The organism is Legionella anisa (assembly GCF_001467525.1).
Taxonomy (GTDB): domain Bacteria; phylum Pseudomonadota; class Gammaproteobacteria; order Legionellales; family Legionellaceae; genus Legionella; species Legionella anisa.
Map to the genome: position 1 here is coordinate 1 of NZ_LNXS01000013.1, position 16,574 is coordinate 16,574.

Consider the following 16,574-nt stretch of genomic DNA (forward strand, 5'->3'; position numbering starts at 1 on the left):
CAATGATGTACTACAACAAACAGCGTCGGTTATTGAGGCCATCTTGTGCACATTAACCGATTCTTGACATCCCCTCTCCCCAACTCTCTTCCCGCGAAGAACAGTATCTTACTATTCAAATTCCTTGCGTGGGAGAGGGAGCAGATCGAAGCAAGATTAAGTGATGTGCCCAGATGAATGCGGAAGAGCCTACAAAAAAAATTTAGGGACATTACCTATTGCAGGAGAGCAAAATTTTTACCGGATAGTAGTGTGCCTGCGCAGGGATGACAGCCTTTTAAACATCACCGTAAACTATAGAATAGGTTTCCTGGTTAAATTTTGTGAGGATCTCTCAGGGCTTGTCCGCGGGGCGTAGGCATAGATGTGATCAAGAGACAGTTGCAAGCAACCAGGCTAATTTTTGTATTTTATTTCTCTAAAATTGCAGCTTTTAATGTATTTTCAAGCAACGTAACTATAGTCATCGGACCTACCCCTCCTGGCACAGGTGTAATCCATGAAACTTTGTTTACCGCTTTTTTAAAATCTATATCGCCTCTGATACTGCCATCTGCCAAGCGATGGATACCCACATCTATAATTATCTGCTCTTTATTAAGCCACTCGGTGTTAATCACATCCATTTTGCCTGTTGCGATGATGACAAGGTCGGCTATATGTACTAATTTTTCTAATTGTTGCGTGAATTTATGCGCTATGGTGACTGTTGCCCCAGCAAGAAGTAATTCTAAACTCATAGGACGACCAACAATATTCGATGCACCAATGACAAGAGCATGTTTTCTTTTAACTTCAAGTTGATAGTGTTCTAATAAATTCATTATGCCAAGAGGTGTACATGGGCGTAATAATGGATTGCGTTGAGCGAGTCGTCCCAAGTTATAAGGATGAAAACCATCAACATCTTTTTCTGGTTTGATGTGTTCAATAATGACACGTTCATTAATGTTTTTGGGTAATGGTAACTGAATGAGAATTCCATCAATTCGATCAGAGGAGTTTAACTCATCAATAAGCCGGATTAATTCATCCTGGGTTGTTTCTTCGGGTAAGTCATAAGAATGAGAGGTAATGCCCACTTCAGCACACGCTTTACGCTTATTGGCTACATACACAGTGGAAGCAGGATCATTGCCTATGAGAACAACAGCAAGGCCGGGGGCACGATGTTTCATTTGTACGTAATCGTGCACATGGTGTTTTAATTCTTCTCTACGAAGAGAGGCAACAGCCTTTCCATCAATCAATGATGCTGACATAGCTAACCAGAAGAAATCAAAGGTTGTAATTATGAATTAGAGGTTGCGGTAATGCAACAGAATTCATGGAGTCTAGAATAATTATCTAAAACTCTCGGTACTAGCGAAATGTAAACAGACCCTAAATTAGATGCTGATTTTGTTATGAGTTATCTTTATTCGCTAGTGCCTTGTTGCTAAGCTGTTTATCCATAAAATTGTAGGCCAAGGCAATGAGATAGCTCGTAATGAAGGTACTAATAAATATGCCCACTCCGCCGAGTAAACATTGGATAAAGGAAAGATCATAGTTAAAATATATTGTTCCCATAATACCACTAAAAGGTTTCCCTTTATTAAAAAGTAACACCATCAATCCCATAAAAAAAGTAGATATCCCTGATAGGGCGCCAAGAGATACTCCTAAAGAAATTGGATCTATTTTGCCAAATTTCATGATAGTTATCCTATTGTTTTTCTAATGATTAATTTCATTATTCATCATTACGATTTCTATTTCTACTCTCATGGTCAAATTGTTCTGATTTTCTGCGCTCGGATGTTTACATATACCGTGTATGCACCGAGAATCTCGAGCTAACGAAATAGGAGCAGACCTAAATACGAGCAACCGATCACTTAATAGAAATGTAAAATTATATGAGCAAATAGTTTTGCTATAAAGTATGATTGACTCATACGCTTGCTATGTCTATACTGAAAAACCTTTGATTTTATGGTAAATATCGTGGATGAACTTACTGAATTACTTAGACCATCTTGGGGTGCTGAAAAATGGATTTTAGAAGGGTGGAACAAGATTACTGCAGATGAGAAACAACTCATAAAAAATAGAATAAATGAGTTATTTTGCGATGGCTTACCTTTTGAGCTTAAATCCGATAAACTTTTTTATATTTACACTTTTTCTCTTTTAGCACAGCTTGAAGTATTAGCAGTTCAAATTCCTCTTAAATTTGAATCAAAAATGTCAACTGTTGAATATAGAAAGCGCATGCGTCAACAATTACTCGACGAAATATTTCATGGTTTAGTTTTCACTAAAATTGTTTATATGCTCTGTGCTCCTTATGCTTCTCCACCTCCATACAGTCCTCATATTGAAATCATTTGTAACTTTATTCGTAATGAAAGTTGTCCCAAAGTAGCGATTATGTTGCTGAATCTTATTGGCGAAGGCTGGATTGAGGAGATTTTTGAGAGTTTACATCGTTATGGTATCGCTCCAAGGGTATTCACAACAATTCTTGAGGACGAACATCGTCATGTATGTGAGGCAGATTTATATCGTGATATTGGCATGCCAAATGTTGATGAAATCAAACCTAAAATTGCTTATCTGGAAGAGCAGTTGATAACCAATATTTTTATGCAATATAAGTATATGTCTTCAGTTTGTGCTTTATTGGGTGTTGAAGGGGTTATTCATTTTAAAGAATCACTACATAAAAAGCATACAGAGCAACTAAAAAAAGTAAATCTCGAACCCAGTGAGAATTGGAAAAATTTCATAGAATTTGCGGACGAGGTATTACCCCGAGTCCAGAATTATGCTGAGTCAAATCGGCAAGTTGAAATGACCCCGATTCGAAAAGTATTTATGACCCAGTGGGATGGTCCAAGTGATCCAACCATGACAGGGCAGTTTAGTATTGATATCTCTTGCCTCGATTTTTTTAATAAAAAATTTGCTGCAGAGACCTTGACTACTTTGATGTTGCAGGCTGTTAGTTCCTGGATGACAGTATCTGATCATCATAGAAATTACTTAAGTTTTAGAACAATCTTTCAAACCAAAGAAGCCTATGTTGGTTTGGTAGTCATGTTGCCAGGATGTGGTGATCATTTAGGTACGATTGTTTTTGAAAATTGTCATAATCTTAGTTTTTATGAGCTGTCCACAAAAATTCGCAACATTGTGAATATGATGGTTTACTGTTACAAAAAACGTGAGCAACTAGAAAAAACAAATCCACGTGTTCAACAACTTATGAAAGATATGGTTTATGAATATGCTTATAACACTTATCCTTATCCACTCGCAGGAACTCCTTATATCACACTAAGTAATATTGGTGTTTTTGGTTATACCCAATCCATGGCTCCTCTTCGCAAAACTGAAGCAATGAGATTTACTATAATGGAAGTGGAGCGAAAACCTGTTTGGCAAAAAGAAACAGATTCATTTGAGCCTAAAGATATGTTGCCGGTATCCATCAGTGCGGATCATCGTATTTTTGATGGTAATTCGACAGTACCTAAAATGGTAGAAGAACAGTTTCAGACAATGTTTGCCAAAATGTGTAAGGAAAAACCTAAGTCAAAACCAGCATTGCATCAACATGAACATTTAGAATTAATCGTAGAACAATTGCTCGCCACTAATGTTGAAATGGGATACAAGACATTAATGTTGCTGCAGACTTGTTGGTTTGACTTTATTTCTATTGAAGAATGTTATGCCGCATCTAGTTATCATGGTGTTGCAAACCACGATACTCGGGAGCCGACACTTATCTAATGTAATCGAGTAAAAAGTTATATACCCAAGCAGCAACATAACTACTAACAAAAGTATTCATAAGCACTATAGCTGCACCAAGACCTGCATTAGCCATAGAGGGATTATATGAAAGATAGATACTTCCAACCATGGCTACTATGGGTTTTCCCGTATAAAGGACAAAAGCTGCTAGACCCATAAAAAATGAAGCGATCGCTGATAAAATACTAATAGATATTGCTAGAGCAAGCGGATTAATTTTAGTAAATTCCATGATTTTTATCCTAATTTTTTTCGATAAACAATTAATTCTATTATTAATCATTCTTTCTTTGATGGGAAGCTCATTTTTTCTGGAAATTTTAGGTATTCAGGGTGAAGTTTTAGTTGGTGCAAAACTGGAGGTGGCTTTTGTATGATTCATTTGCAATACTCTTTATTGCACGTGTGCTTATCAAAATTGTGCAATGTATTTAACAATAGAACTAATATGTTCTATTAACCTTTAATTTAACAGGTAAAATGCTTATAGAAGCTCTAATTGCTTGAATAGATAGGTAAATAATGTTAGCTTTTTTAAGTTAACATGTCTTCAACCTCATAGGGCATGGAGGGCTCTGATTGAAAAAAACCGCTTTGTTTTCATCTCTATTTTCACTTACTTTGCCATTATGTGCATACGCGCTTGGCTTAGGTGAAATGAAAGTGGAATCAGCCCTGAATCAACCTTTTCTTGCTGAAATTGAATTAATTGATGCGCACGAAGTTTCTTTATCCAATATTAAAGTGGAACTTGCTGATCCACAAAGTTATAAAAGTTTGGGCGTTGAACGCTCTGAAGCAATAAGCATTCTTTTTTTGGACATTAAAAAAAATAAAAAAGGAAAATTCGTTTTGGAAGTTTATTCCAAAGAACGAATGACTGAGCCTTATATGCAGCTTATTGTCGATTTAACGTGGCCTAAAGGACAAATTTTTAAAGTTTATACGGTATTGTTGGATCCTCCTGGTTATAAATTAACGAATACAATTGCACAAAGCGGCCTAACTTATCAGAGAAAATTTACTAATTATCATCAAAAAACAGCAGCTGCTACTGCTGAAGTAGTGCCTTCTGGACAAAAGAAAAAAGCAATTTATGGACCTGCAGCATCTAATGAAAGTATATGGCAAATTGCACAACGATATAAAACTTCTGAGGCAATTTTACCGCAAATTGTACTTGCAATTGTGGGAACCAATCCTGATGCATTTATTGATGGAAATTTGAATGGATTAAAAGCAGGAACTCGTCTTAAAATTCCTTCTGATAAAAAGTTCTTAGAGGTTCCTGCTGATTTAGCTACGGTAGAGGTAATGGCTCATGATAAGGCCTGGAATGAAAAAACATCGATTAACCATGTATTGGCCCCACCTTATATAACAGGGCAAGCATCCCACGCAACTCCTGTTGAGTATTCACAAATAGCTCCGGCTCCAAAGTTTCCTGATGCTGTAACTTCTATGCCGAACCAAAAACTACCAGGATTTATTATCCCCAGTTCAATACCCTTATTAGAAAAGCAAGTAAGCACAGAACAAAGCAGGACGCTCAAAGCTGAAATATCTATTACTACTGCTGCTGTAGATTCTTTACGGGAGTCGAATGCGCTATTAACAGAACAATTGAGTTTGTTACAGGCACAAAATAAAAAGTTACAAAAACAATTGGATGTACGCGATAAAGAGCTTCAATTGATGCGTAATCAAATTCAAACTTTAATGAAAGAACGCATGGCAATTGCAGGGCAAAGCGGCTCAACGAACATATCTAATAAATCGGATGTTTTTTGGACTTTACTCATATTATTGCTCGTTGCTGGAGGAGGTAGTGTTGCCGCATTTTATTATTTTAAACAACGTGATCAAAGAAAAAAACAATCACCAACAGCAACGGGATCTTCTACTCCAATAGCATCTTATCCTGCTTTAATTCAACCATCTACCGGTCCAAAAGAAGAGTTAGTAAGGAAAGAGCCAATAGAAGTAGTTAAATCTGAGTTAAAGCCTGAACCTGAGTTAAAACCTGAACCTGAGTTAAAACCTGAGCCTGAGTTAAAACCTGAACCTGAGTTAAAACCTGAACCTGAGTTAAAACCTGAACCTGAGTTAAAACCTGAACCTGAGTTAAAACCTGAGCCTGAGTTAAAACCTGAACCTGAGTTAAAACCTGAGCCTGAGTTAAAACCTAAACCTGAGTTAAAACCTGAGCCTAAGTTAAAGCCTGAGTCTGAGTTAAAACCTGAGCCTGAGTTAAAGCCAGAGTCCCAGTCAGAATCTGAGTTTGAATTTAAGTCTGAACCTGGATTGGATGTTGAATCAGAATTAAAACCCGATTTAGTTAGTTCTCCAATAGAGAAGATGGATATAGAGCCTGTTGATGATTCTACAGAAAACACCTCTCTTGAATTCACAGTAACAGATGAAGAGTCATTATTGGAAATAATACCGACTGACGAGGAAAATGAACCCTCTATTCAAATTAATGAAGAGCAAAGCCCTTTAAGAGATAAACATGAGGAAGATAATTTATTGGAATTTGAATCGGGTCTACATTATTTACTTACTGAGAAGTCGACCACGAAAGAAGATAATGCTCAAGAGCAAATAAGCGATGAGGAGCATGGTCTGGACTTCACTCCTTCTATGCCTGCGCCTACTGAAGTAGGGCAAACACAGAAGGATGATGAAAGTAAAAAACTTTCTAAGTTAAAGAGCCAAAAAGCATTAGATACACTTTTGGCGCTTGCTAAAACCTATATAGGAATGGAAGATATAGAGTCCGCACTCAATTCTTTAAATGAAGTTATGGAGCACGGCAGTAAGTCACAAAAAGCAGAAGCACAACGCTTAATTGATGAGATTCATGGAAAGTCTTAATATTTGTCTCAATTCTCTAACTAGAAAGCGTCATATACATTATGTCTAATGACTGGTGAAAATCCTTCAGATTCAATTACCTCCTTATGTTTTCCTTCCGCAAGGACTGATAATTTGGTTTATAGAATCATTTTTAGTTATAAATGTACTATATTTTTAAAATGGTATACATGGAGGTACTATCATGAAAGAGAAAAAAAGTAGAATTGAGCAAAAATTGCTGCAGATTGAGAGGATTGGTGTTGAGTTGCACGATTTGGAGCAGCAGGTCAGAGCGTTAAAGGATACCTTTTACGAAATTCAGACGACAAAAAAATGGGTGCCAGACACATATAAAATGAAGGATGAAATTGATCCAAATGCCCCTGATGAATTCAATATGGAGCCAGCAACATGGAAGGAGGTAGAAGAATATGAACGAGTTTCTCGTGCTCCGACAAATCAGGAAAAACAGCAACTTGTGAAACTAGGAGAAGAAATTAGAAGTAAAGAGCGAGCAATTCATACATTAGAAGGTGAAATGCAAGTAGCAAAAGTTATGGAAACCGTTAAAAATGTTCTAATCTATCTTGATCCAAAAACACATAAAAGAGACATTGCTAATTTGCAAGATTTAGCACGGCAAAATTTTACTGGCTTCTATGAACTCCGAGATTATATTTCTACATTATCAGATGGTAAATCGAGCGTAACGCGAGCACTGTATAAGGCTATTAAGGAATCAAACGGATCAGATATTGACGTCAAACTGAGTAAGGTTTCTGCTAAATTAGAGGAACGAGTGAATGTTCATAAAAATGAAAAGTCATTTAACTTTGAAAATTTTAAAAACTCGTTTAAGCAGGAAATACCTCATGTAAACATAGATGAGAGTAGCGAAGATGAGAGAGATAATCCGAAGCTATAACGAATAATTAGCGATGATTTTGTTTCTTCTTATCTACACTCATTGGTTTCTTATTTTACAAAGCTTTTTTCTCTACCGAAAAGATATGTTGCAGTGACTAAAACTTCATTTGAACGATATGAGCCAGGATTTAATGATTGTTCAGCCCATGTATCAACTCCATTACCTGAGGAAATTGGGCCTAAATCTTGATAAATATAGCCTACTGAGAGAATCAATTGAGGAAGGATTTGCATATCAAGCCCAGCACCCACATTGTAAGCAAATTCACTTGTATTGGAGTTCCTAAATCCAGGACTAACTCGAGGAGTTACTCCTGAAAATGCCTCTTCACTATACTTAGATATATTATTGAAAGAGCTTCCTATTCCGCCATTAATGTAAGGGGAAAATATTCCATATTGAAACAAATTAATTTTTCCAGAGGCTAATAAAAGATTAGAAACAAAGTCGAAATTGTAATTGTAATTAGTAAATTCAGGTAAGGAATATAGTGTTATTTCCCCGTTGATATGGGTTTTAAAAAAGTATTGCCAGAAAATACTCAAAGAATAGGACGGAAACCAGAAATTATTATTTTGCCAACGGTGACCTGCAGATGCCGCAATTACTCCTCCATTGTCATTTGTGATTGAATAACGATCTTGATCAAAAGGTTCTGGAAATCCTGAGCCATTATTTATGTTCATATGGGAATTTAAATCGGGAAATTGAGCGCCTCCTCCAAGAGATATAAACCAATTACCTTGACTGTTGAACATGGAAGGTGGCAAGGCATTTTGGGTATTTTTAATATTTTTAGAGAACGATGGATTACAGATGGCAAGAAATAAAGTGAGTGTAGCTGAGTAAAATAAATTCCATTTCATAATAAGTCTCAATGATAATTATAGAAGGATTTGCACAATTAGCGGCAATGATTTGATTGAGGCATGAAACGTATCATAAATAAATGTGCTAAATCAATAAGATGATTTTGTAAAAGAAATTACATTCTCTGAGATACAAGGGATTTAACAATCTTTGATTGCAGAGTTTAGAACAAGAGAAATGGCTATAATATTTAATAAACTTGAAAATCAATTATATTAGGGTATAGACAAAACATATACTGTATTATAAATTGACCCTTTTATCAGGAATAATCAATGCGTATTGCCTTGGTGCTTGAGTACGATGGTAGCCAGTATCATGGCTGGCAAGCACAAACAGGCTTGCATACTGTGCAACAAGCCGTAGAACATGCTTTATCAAAAGTAGCAGATTGCCCTGTTTCTGTGGTTTGTGCAGGAAGAACAGATACAGGTGTACATGCTACAAATCAAGTAATTCATTTTGACTGCAATAAAGTGCGCAGCATTCGTGCTTGGATTCATGGGGTAAATTCTTTTCTACCTAAAGATATTTGCGTTAAATGGGGACGGGATTTACCAGAAGAGTTTCACGCAAGATACTCTGCTACTGCAAGAAGATATCGTTATATTATTTATAATAGTGCCATTCGACCTGCTTTACTGCGAAGTAATGTAACTTGGCAATACAGGCAATTAGATCATCGTTTGATGCATCAAGCGGCACAGGTTTTACTGGGGGAGAATGATTTTACTTCATTCCGTTCTGTTGAGTGTCAATCGAACACGCCTATGCGAAATATCCATAATTTACAGGTTAATCGTATGGGTGATTTGGTGATGATTGATATTACTGCCAATGCGTTTTTACACCATATGGTACGAAATATTGCTGGTGTGTTAATTGCCGTAGGATCAGGAAAACATCCTGTATCCTGGGTAGATGAAGTACTCAAAGCAAAAGACAGGAGGTTGGGTGCTGAAACTGCACCTGCTTATGGATTGTATTTAGTGCAAGTGACTTATCCGCAGGAATTTTCTATATTGCAGGGTAGTCTGGGGCCTTTTTTTCTTTCGGAGAAATAATGAAAACGGCGCGTATGCGAGTCAAAATGTGCGGTATGACGCGTAATGAGGATATCGCATATGCCATAAAACTGGGTGTTGATGCCATAGGTTTGATCTTTTATCCAAAAAGCGCACGCTGTGTCTCAATAGAGCAGGCAAAAGTTTTATTAAAAGATTTGCCTGCCTTTGTAGACTCGGTTGCCGTTTTGGTTAACCCTGAACGAGATTTTGTTCATGAGATAATCGAGGAATTGCCAATTCAATTATTGCAATTTCATGGTGATGAATCAGCTGAGTTTTGCCAACAATTTAATAAACCTTTTATTAAAGCCATACATTGTGACTCAGCAGAGTATATTCACCAGATGGTGCAGGACTTTATGACAGCACGGGCGTTATTGCTGGATACTCCTTCTGAGACGGCTAGAGGCGGAACCGGATGTGCTTTTGACTGGAAAATTATTCCAAAAAATGCAGAAAAGCCTTTCATATTGGCAGGCGGATTGAATGAGTATAATGTACTCGATGCAATTAAACTATGCCAGCCTTATGCTGTAGACTTATGTAGTGGCATTGAGGCATCGCCTGGAATTAAGGATCATGGCAAAATGAGCCGTTTTATGCAGAAATTATTAAATTAATCGTATATTGATTAAGAAGTTAATTAAGGTAAATGAATGAACAAAAAAGAACTTCCTGATGAGCGCGGACACTTCGGTCCTTATGGTGGTATTTTTGTAGCAGATACTTTGATGCATGCATTAAAGCAATTGGAAGAAGCTTATGCAAAATATCGAACAGATCCTGATTTTTTAGCGGAGCTGAATGTTGAATTAAAAGATTATGTGGGGCGTCCTAATCCGCTTTATCATGCGCGACGTTTAAGCAAGGAAATAGGTGGTGCACAAATCTACTTAAAGCGAGAAGATTTGAATCATACTGGGGCACACAAAATTAATAATACTGTAGGCCAGGCGCTGCTTGCTAAACGTATGGGAAAAACTAGGGTAATTGCCGAGACAGGTGCAGGTCAGCATGGAGTGGCTTCAGCAACAGTAGCTGCTAAATTAGGTTTGGAATGTGTCGTGTACATGGGGTCTGAAGATATAAAACGACAATCATCCAATGTTTACCGCATGAAATTGTTGGGTGCAGAAGTTGTTCCAGTCACATCGGGATCACGAACATTAAAAGATGCGTTAAATGAAGCCATGCGGGATTGGGTAAGTAATGTGGACAATACTTTTTATATTATTGGAACAGTTGCAGGTCCACATCCTTATCCGCAGATGGTTCGGGATTTTCAATCCGTCATTGGTATTGAAGCAAGGACTCAGTTTTTAGAAAAGACAGGACAACTGCCTGATGCGTTGGTTGCTTGCGTCGGAGGTGGTTCTAACGCAATCGGTTTATTTTATCCTTTTCTGAATGATTCGACGGTTGCTATCTACGGTGTAGAAGCAGGGGGAAAAGGCTTGGAAAGTGGTGAACATTCTGCCTCGTTGATTGCTGGAACCCCAGGGGTTTTACATGGTAATCGAACCTATTTACTTTGCGATGAATACGGTCAAATTAAAGATACTCATTCAGTCTCAGCAGGTCTTGATTATCCTGGAGTAGGCCCAGAACACGCTTATTTGAAAGACACCGGACGTGTGGTTTATGAAGCAATTAACGATGATGAAGCATTGAATGCGTTTCGCACCTTAACACGAGTAGAAGGAATTATTCCCGCTCTTGAATCAAGCCATGCAGTTGCTTATGCCATGAAACTCGCTAAAAAAATGTCAGTGAAACAAAATATTATTGTGAATTTATCAGGTCGTGGTGATAAAGACATGCATACTGTGGCACAAATTGATGGGATTACTGTATGAACCGAATTGACAAAACTTTAATGCGTCTGAAAGCTAATGGCAAAAAAATGCTGAGTCCCTATATTACTGCTGGAGATCCTAATCCTGAGGTTACAGTCAAACTTATGCATGAATTGGTAAAAGCTGGAGCAGATATTTTAGAGTTAGGTATCCCATTCTCTGATCCCATGGCAGAGGGGCCGGTTATCCAAAGAGCGATGGAGCGTGCGCTTGCTCAGAATGTGCATTGTCAAACTGTATTGAATATGGTGAAAGAGTTTCGCTTGCAGGATCAAGAGACTCCAGTTGTTATAATGGGTTACTTAAATCCCATTGAACATTTTGGTTATGAGCTTTTTGCACAACACTCAGTAGAAGCCGGCGTAGATGGAACTATCCTGGTAGATTTACCTCCTGAAGAAAGTGAAGAGGTAGTTAAAGTCTGGCAAAAATATGGTTTATACAGTATCTTTCTGTGCTCACCTACGACTTCAGATGAGCGTATGGCATTAATTAACCAATTTGCCAAGGGATATTTGTACTACGTGTCTTTAAAAGGCGTTACTGGTTCTAATGCATTGGATGTTTCGTCTTTAAAATCACAATATCAACATCGAAAAGCGCAAACTACACTTCCTTTAATGGTCGGTTTTGGTATAAAAACATCGGAAATGGCTGCGGAGGTTGCTCATTTTGCAGATGGCGTGATCGTGGGCGCTGCTCTGATCACGCGAATTCTAGATGCTTACAACGCCAATAGTGATGTGTTGCAAGCTGGTGCAGACTTAATGTACTCCATGCGACATGCTATGGATAATAATTTAAAATGATAGGCAATAGGTTATATTAATATTCCGTATAAGTTATGAAAATTTAGAATAATGAGGCCTGCTGCAAATAATGTAACGTTTTGGATAAAGCTAAAGACGGGGCAAAATGGATAAACCAGGTTACTCCTTTACCTTTACCCAGACATAGTAATAAACAGTGATGGAAAGATCGAATGATAGAACTAACTGAAAAACGAGCTCATTTTATAAGACAACTGATTACTGATGAACTGGCTAGTGGCAAACATAAGTCTGTAGTGACTCGTTTTCCTCCAGAACCGAATGGATATTTACATGTAGGGCATGCTAAGTCTATATGTTTGAATTTTGGTTTGGCGCAAGAGTTTGGTGGTATTTGTTATTTACGTTTTGATGATACAAATCCTATCAAGGAAGAGGAGGAGTACGTCAACGCGATTATTGAAGATGTTCGCTGGCTGGGTTTTGAATGGTATGGAATGACTCATTCTTCAGACTATTACCATGAGCTCTATGATTTTGCAGTATTGTTAATTAAAAAAGATCTTGCTTATGTAGATAGTTTGAGCATGGAGGAAATTCGTGCTTATCGAGGAACTTTGCAAGAGCCTGGAAAGGAGAGCCCTTACAGAAATAGACCAATAGAAGAAAGTTTGGATTTATTTACTCGCATGAAAGCAGGAGAATTTCCTGATGGCGCTCATGTGTTGCGAGCAAAAATTGATATGCAATCAGGTAACTTGAATATGCGAGATCCTGTAATCTATCGTATTCGCCATGCATCTCACCAACGTACAGGTGATGAATGGTGTATTTATCCTATGTATGATTATGCGCATCCCATTTCTGATGCTTTGGAAAAAATTACTCATTCTTTATGTACATTGGAATTTCAAGACCACCGACCTCTATATGATTGGTGTGTTGATAATTTACCTTTACCTGCAAAACCAATACAAACGGAGTTTGCGCGTTTGAATTTATCACACACAGTGACTTCAAAACGCAAGTTGCGAGCATTGGTTGAAAAAAAAGCGGTATCAGGATGGGATGATCCGCGAATGCCCACTTTACGTGGTATGCGTAAACGTGGTTATCCTCCTGCAGCGATTCGTCAATTTTGCGAAGTAATAGGAATATCACGTAGTGATTCAGTGATTGATATGTCGATATTAGAGGAATGTGTCCGCGCCGAATTAAACAGGACAGCGAAACGTGCTTTATGTGTTATGGATCCATTAAAAGTAGTCATAGAAAATTACCCTGAAGATAAAAGGGAACTATTAAAGCCTGCTTATAACCCACAAGATCCAGACTCAGGCACACGAGACTTACCATTTACTCGAGAAATTTTTATCGAGCGCTCTGATTTTATGGAAGAGCCACCTAAAAAATATTTTCGTTTATCGCCTGGCGCTGAAGTACGCTTACGTCATTCTTATGTGATTAAATGTCATGATGTAGTACATGATGAACAAGGCAATATCATTGAGTTGCGTTGTACTTATGATGAAAAAACTTTAGGTAAGAATCCTGAGGATAGAAAGGTTAAAGGCGTCATTCATTGGGTATCTTGTGAGCAAGCCTATCCTGTGACGGTGTTGGAGTATGATCGGCTATTTAATGATCCGAATCCGGGCCGTGAAGATGATTTTTTCCAGTTTTTAAACCATAACTCATTGCAAGTAAAGCAAGGATATTGTGAACCGGCTTTAGCAAATCAACAATTAGGTGAGGTGTTTCAGTTCGAGCGGTTGGGATATTATTGTGTCAATGAATTAAAAGATGGACGTGTTAGTACATTTCATCGTGTAGTTGACTTAAAGGATACTTGGGGAAAACTCGGGGCCTAAGCTAAGGGGCAGATATGTTGCATTTATATAATTCTTTAACCAGAACAAAAGAGCCATTTGTTTCCATTACACCTGGAAAAATTGGTATCTATGTTTGTGGTATTACTGTATATGATCATTGTCATATAGGCCATGCGCGTTCTATGGTATCTTTTGACGTTATTGTTCGTTACTTGCGCTCACAAGGTTATGATGTGAACTATGTACGTAATATTACGGATATTGACGACAAAATTATTGCACGTGCCCATGAACGTGCAATACCCATAGATGAATTGACTGCTCACTATATTGCAGCAATGAACGAGGATACAAAAGCGTTAAATATTTTATCTCCAGATGTAGAGCCACGTGCTACAGAACATATAGGTAGCATTATTCGGTTAATTGAACGGTTACTCGAGAAGGGGAATGCATATCTTAGTGAGAATGGTGATGTATGTTATCAAGTCGATTCTTTCGCTGACTATGGTAAGTTATCACATAAAGATCTGGAGGGGCTAGTCGCTGGAGCTCGAGTTGAAATTGTTAAAGAAAAACGCTCCCCTTTGGATTTTGTTTTATGGAAAAAGGCAAAGCCAGGTGAGCCCAGTTGGCCTTCTCCTTGGGGTGAAGGACGTCCAGGCTGGCATATTGAATGTTCTGCGATGGCAATGAGTGAATTAGGTGAGCAATTTGATATTCATGGGGGAGGATTGGATTTACAATTTCCTCATCATGAGAATGAGATCGCCCAGAGTGAGGCGGCTACTGAAAAACCTTTTGCAAATTATTGGTTGCATGTAGGAATGCTGCAAGTTAATAATGAAAAAATGTCCAAATCATTAGGTAATTTTTTTACTATTGCCGATGTTTTAGCCAAACATCATCCCGAAGTTGTGCGTTATTTTCTTTTAAGCAGTCATTATCGTAGTTCATTAAATTATTCTGAAGAAAATTTAGCTAACGCTAAAAAAGCATTGACTCGTCTATATCAAACAATAAAAGACAACCATGTTATTACGAATAATGAATTAGATAATCATTGGATTAATGAATTTAATCAAGCAATGAATGATGATTTTAACACGCCAATTGCATTATCGGTTCTCTTTCAGCTTAGTCATGAAGTAAATAAAAAGAACTCCCCTGTTTTATTGAATACATTGAAGCACTTAGCTAACATCATGGGGTTATTGCAAGAGGATCCCGCATCTTTTTTACAATCAGGGTTTGCAGAAGAGGACAGAGTAGAAATAGAACAATTAATTGCTAAGCGACTTCAAGCACGTGCTGATCGGGATTGGGGGCGTGCTGACCAGATAAGAGCAGATTTATTAAGTCGTGGCATCGAGTTAGAAGATGGGGCGAACGGAACCACTTGGCGTAGAGTAGAATAGGGTGTAATTTATTTTTCTTCTCGGGTGTAGCCCGGGTTCAACGTAGCGAAACCCGGGGAAATTTTCTGTGTGGCTGTTATTTTTAATAACCCAGTTCAATATCCACTTTTAATAATGTAGATGTGAAGTCTTTAATTTTTTTAATATTATTTTTTTCTGCTACTTGTCAGGCAGACATGGCTGATTCGGTCTTAGATAACTATAAAGCAAATCTTTATAAATTGCCTATAGTGAAACAAGAGCACTTTTCAATAAGAATGTACCGAATCACAGGCGATAAAGAACATTTGAGTTCTATTATTGATTACGTTCATTTTTTGAGCAATAAATATCAATATCTTTTCTCAAGTTTTGATCAACCAGAGTTCATCCTTAAAAAATCAAATAATTTATTATTAGATGCGAACCAAAATCCCTTGGAAAAATACAAGTTACGTGTCAAAAAAATATCACAATATGGTGATTTGTTTTTTTATCTTTATTTATTAGAGATAACCAATAAAATTTTTTCCTATCATTTGGAAAATACTTCTCTATTTCCGCAAACAAATACAGTTATTGATGTATTAAAAACTCAAATTACCCGGTTGGAGGAATTTATTTTAAATGAGGAAAACATTAAGATTTATGGGGCTCAATTAGTTAATTACGTTTATTATTTATATGATTTACACATTATTGATTTAAGAAAATCCTACATGAAACTGTTTCAGCAAACCTTCCCAGATTATATGGACAGTCAGCTATCAGAATTGGAATATGAATCAAAAATTTATGGTATGACTCATTTTATTACTGCTGCGAGTCATTATTATCAGAACTCAGTGAGTGACGAAGCTTTTCAATGGATAGGTGAATATTTTGAGCGCAACATGCAGCAAATAATGGAGCGAACCGAAAATGATGTTATTGCTGAAGTAGGAGTTTGTTTATTGTTATTAAATAAAAAAGATTCTCCAGCAATTAAAAAGATAAGGGAGCATTTAGAAACAGTATATAGCATACAACATCAGATGATTCCTACTCGCACGAGCTCTGTAGATTTTATATTTGGTGAACATCGAAATATTCTTACAGTAATGTTTTTTAAATGGCCAGAAAAACTTATTGATGGTCCTTTCTTTTCAGAAGAATTAAGATTAATTAGTTGATGTTTCTTTTGGGGAC

At 37.2% G+C, this 16,574-nt stretch carries 14 protein-coding genes; 10 read left to right on the forward strand and 4 right to left on the reverse strand.

What is annotated here, in order from left to right; translation table 11 throughout:
- Positions 1–410: 410 nt before the first annotated feature.
- Both folD and Lani_RS03775 read right to left on the reverse strand, forming a co-directional pair.
- Positions 411–1,262 carry a bifunctional methylenetetrahydrofolate dehydrogenase/methenyltetrahydrofolate cyclohydrolase FolD gene (folD, locus tag Lani_RS03770; protein WP_019233169.1) on the reverse strand — a complete coding sequence of 284 codons (852 nt, stop codon included), beginning with the start codon at positions 1,260–1,262 and terminating at the stop codon, positions 411–413.
- Positions 1,263–1,404: 142 nt separating this feature from the next.
- Entirely contained in the window at positions 1,405–1,698 is a 294-nt protein-coding gene (locus Lani_RS03775; RefSeq protein WP_019233168.1) for a hypothetical protein, read from the reverse strand.
- Positions 1,699–1,989: 291 nt separating this feature from the next.
- Between Lani_RS03775 and Lani_RS03780 the strand changes: the two genes are divergently transcribed.
- The gene (locus Lani_RS03780; RefSeq protein WP_019233167.1) at positions 1,990–3,783 is read left to right on the forward strand and encodes a 2-oxo acid dehydrogenase subunit E2; all 1,794 of its coding nucleotides are present in this window, start codon (positions 1,990–1,992) and stop codon (positions 3,781–3,783) included.
- On the opposite strand, the gene Lani_RS03785 is transcribed toward Lani_RS03780, so the two are convergent.
- Positions 3,776–4,039: a hypothetical protein gene (locus Lani_RS03785; protein WP_019233166.1), complete on the reverse strand. Its 264-nt coding sequence runs from the start codon at positions 4,037–4,039 to the stop codon at positions 3,776–3,778. The genes Lani_RS03780 and Lani_RS03785 overlap by 8 nt on opposite strands.
- Positions 4,040–4,386: 347 nt before the next feature.
- On the opposite strand from Lani_RS03785, the gene Lani_RS03790 reads away from it, so the two are divergent.
- Both Lani_RS03790 and Lani_RS03795 read left to right on the forward strand, forming a co-directional pair.
- The gene (locus Lani_RS03790; protein WP_019233164.1) at positions 4,387–6,684 is read left to right on the forward strand and encodes a FimV/HubP family polar landmark protein; all 2,298 of its coding nucleotides are present in this window, start codon (positions 4,387–4,389) and stop codon (positions 6,682–6,684) included.
- Between the two features lie 184 nt (positions 6,685–6,868).
- Positions 6,869–7,591 (forward strand): hypothetical protein, encoded by a 723-nt coding sequence (locus tag Lani_RS03795; RefSeq protein ID WP_019233163.1) that lies wholly within the window; start codon positions 6,869–6,871, stop codon positions 7,589–7,591.
- A gap of 50 nt (positions 7,592–7,641) precedes the next feature.
- Here Lani_RS03795 and Lani_RS03800 read toward each other — a convergent pair whose 3' ends face one another.
- On the reverse strand, positions 7,642–8,460 hold the full coding sequence (locus Lani_RS03800; RefSeq protein ID WP_019233162.1) for an outer membrane protein: 819 nt from the start codon (positions 8,458–8,460) through the stop codon (positions 7,642–7,644).
- 279 nt (positions 8,461–8,739) lie between these two features.
- On the opposite strand from Lani_RS03800, the gene truA reads away from it, so the two are divergent.
- From truA to Lani_RS03835, 7 genes are all read left to right on the forward strand, one after another.
- Complete coding sequence (gene truA, locus Lani_RS03805) at positions 8,740–9,528, forward strand: tRNA pseudouridine(38-40) synthase TruA (protein WP_019233161.1); 789 nt, start codon at positions 8,740–8,742, stop codon at positions 9,526–9,528.
- Positions 9,528–10,151: a phosphoribosylanthranilate isomerase gene (locus tag Lani_RS03810; protein WP_019233160.1), complete on the forward strand. Its 624-nt coding sequence runs from the start codon at positions 9,528–9,530 to the stop codon at positions 10,149–10,151. The genes truA and Lani_RS03810 overlap by 1 nt, the downstream gene beginning before the upstream one ends.
- Before the next feature lie 36 nt (positions 10,152–10,187).
- Complete coding sequence (trpB, locus tag Lani_RS03815) at positions 10,188–11,387, forward strand: tryptophan synthase subunit beta (RefSeq protein ID WP_019233159.1); 1,200 nt, start codon at positions 10,188–10,190, stop codon at positions 11,385–11,387.
- Positions 11,384–12,196: a tryptophan synthase subunit alpha gene (gene trpA / locus Lani_RS03820; RefSeq protein ID WP_019233158.1), complete on the forward strand. Its 813-nt coding sequence runs from the start codon at positions 11,384–11,386 to the stop codon at positions 12,194–12,196. Before trpB ends, trpA begins: the two co-directional genes overlap by 4 nt.
- Positions 12,197–12,369: 173 nt before the next feature.
- Positions 12,370–14,028, forward strand: a complete 1,659-nt coding sequence (locus Lani_RS03825; RefSeq protein WP_019233157.1) for a glutamine--tRNA ligase/YqeY domain fusion protein — start codon at positions 12,370–12,372, stop codon at positions 14,026–14,028.
- A gap of 14 nt (positions 14,029–14,042) precedes the next feature.
- Complete coding sequence (gene cysS / locus Lani_RS03830; protein ID WP_019233156.1) at positions 14,043–15,407, forward strand: cysteine--tRNA ligase; 1,365 nt, start codon at positions 14,043–14,045, stop codon at positions 15,405–15,407.
- Positions 15,408–15,529: 122 nt separating this feature from the next.
- A complete protein-coding gene (locus tag Lani_RS03835; RefSeq protein ID WP_127908239.1) occupies positions 15,530–16,558 on the forward strand; it encodes a DUF3541 domain-containing protein in 1,029 nt (342 codons plus the stop codon).
- Positions 16,559–16,574 lie beyond the last annotated feature (16 nt).